Genomic DNA, 2099 nt, shown 5'->3' with positions numbered 1-2099 from the left:
TAATATGGTTTTGCAAGTTATTGCATTGACATCCCCTATGACAGCGACCCCTTCAAACGATTTATCTGCCTGGGAGCGGCTAGAACAAGGCAGACAAGCAAAAGCAAGCAACGGTGGTTATGCGGGCTACGGCTCCCCTGCCTTTGGACAACGATCGATCGATGGGGAATTAGTGGATGATCCGGAAGAGTGCCGGGTCATTGAACTGATTCGCCGTCATCACAAATCAGGGAAATCCTTGCAGAAGATCGCCGATTGGCTTAATGAACAGGGCTACACCACCAAACGCGGTCAACCATGGCAGCGTATTTCCGTAAAGCGGGTGCTGGATCGACTTTATGGAAAGGTGTCCAGAATTTCCGGAGTAACCCTTCAGGCCGACCAGAACCCGGAAGTACTCACCCCAGCGTCTGGTGATGCCGCTCCTGAAACCATTAGAGGCTGAATAACCCCTAAATGAAAAGCTTCAGGCTTTAACCTGTTACATCCCTCTATGATACACCGAAGTGGGTCTAAAATCTTTACGAGTTTAATAAAAACTGTAACAAAACGTTACATCTTTTAGGAAAAAGTTAAATGACGCTACACTTTGAGATAGTTTTAGAACGGGTTTTAGCAACTCTGAGAGTCTGGGTTCTTTGCCCAGTGGCTGTTCTGTCTATCTTGGCCTTTGCGATTGCGGGATGGTGCTGATGTCCTTTGATACACCTCTGAGTTGGGCCCCCGATCTGGAAAAAGCGATCAATCGCCAGCCCTTGACGGTGCCGCCAACCACTTCCCTGGCAGATGCGATCGCCATGATCGGTCAGGCCCATAGTCGTCTGTGTTTGCTCACCGATGACCTATCCCCTCTAGCTGCTCCGGCCGGAGAAGCGCGTGTTAGCTGTCTGCTGGTGGTGCAAGGACAAGAGTTATTAGGAATTTTGACAGAACGGGATGTGGTGCGACTCACCGCCCAAGGGATTAACCTGTCCGAGACAACCGTTGCCGATGTGATGGTACATCCCCTGATCACGTTGCCCCAGCAATCTGCTCAAGACATTTTTGCTGCCCTGTTTTTGTTTCGGCGCTACCGCATTCGCCATTTGCCGATTGTGGATGACCAAGGACACTTAATCGGGGTGATCTCCCATGAAAGTATTCGCCAGATATTGCGTCCGGCCAATCTGTTGCGGTTTCGTCGCGTATCCGATGTGATGACCAGTCAAGTGGTACAGGCCCCACTCACCGCCACAGTCTTGCAATTGGCCCAGTTAATGGCTGAACATCGTGTCAGTTGTGTGGTGATCACCCAGAGAAATTCCGAAGACAATGACTACCCTGTTGGTATTGTGACAGAGCGAGATCTTGTCCAGTTTCAAGCAGTTCAAATCGATCTGCACAAAACTAGGGCCCAGACGGTGATGAGTACGCCCTTATTTCTCCTCAGCCCCGAGGATTCCCTGTGGACGGCCCATCAGGAAATGCAAAAACGGCGGGTGGGGCGTTTGGTGGTTTCTTGGAACTGGGGTCGGGGGTTGGGCATTGTCACACAAACCAGTCTGTTAAGGGTTTTTGACCCGATGGAAATGTATGGGGTGATTGAAAATTTACAACAAACCATTCAACAGCTAGAGTCCGAGCGATCGCCCTTCCCTCCTTCTCCACCAGCGGACTTATTACCCCAACGGACCCGCACCCCATCAGAAAAAGAGATTGTCAGCGATCGCGAATTATTACTAGCCTTGCTGGACAATGCTTACAAAGACGTAAAGTATATGTTGGCTAACTTAGATATTGTCGTCGAGCAGCGGCGATCTTTGCTTCAATCTGTTCTAGATAAGCTTGCCCACCTCGGTCGTGAAATTAGCTCTTAGTAAGCTGTTCGTAATTTACATTGCTTGTTGAGAAGAGGCAAGAGGCAAGACCCCCTAAACCCCCGACATGGTAGGGTTGATTCATGAATCAACCCTACTATCAATTAACCCTACTATCAATTAACCCTACTATCAATAAAATTGGGCTCTTCGGGAATTGTTATGCAAATAATTAACTTAAAATAAAATTCGATGAGAGTACCTAAGCTCAAAAGTAGCTGAAATCCATACAGGGAAGGACTT

2 protein-coding genes are annotated in these 2099 nt (G+C 48.6%); both read left to right on the top strand.

Annotation, left to right across the window (positions count from 1 at the left end; translation table 11 throughout):
* Nucleotides 1–4: 4 nt before the first annotated feature.
* Complete coding sequence (locus PX481_RS11190; RefSeq protein WP_002763750.1) at nucleotides 5–445, top strand: recombinase family protein; 441 nt, start codon at nucleotides 5–7, stop codon at nucleotides 443–445.
* 238 nt (nucleotides 446–683) lie between these two features.
* Nucleotides 684–1856 carry a CBS domain-containing protein gene (locus PX481_RS11185; protein WP_043999540.1) on the top strand — a complete coding sequence of 391 codons (1173 nt, stop codon included), beginning with the start codon at nucleotides 684–686 and terminating at the stop codon, nucleotides 1854–1856.
* Nucleotides 1857–2099 lie beyond the last annotated feature (243 nt).

The sequence above is a fragment of the Microcystis sp. M53603_WE2 genome, assembly GCF_030065435.1.
The sequence above is the reverse complement of the archived record's forward strand: the minus strand, read 5'-3'. Positions and strand labels throughout refer to the sequence as shown.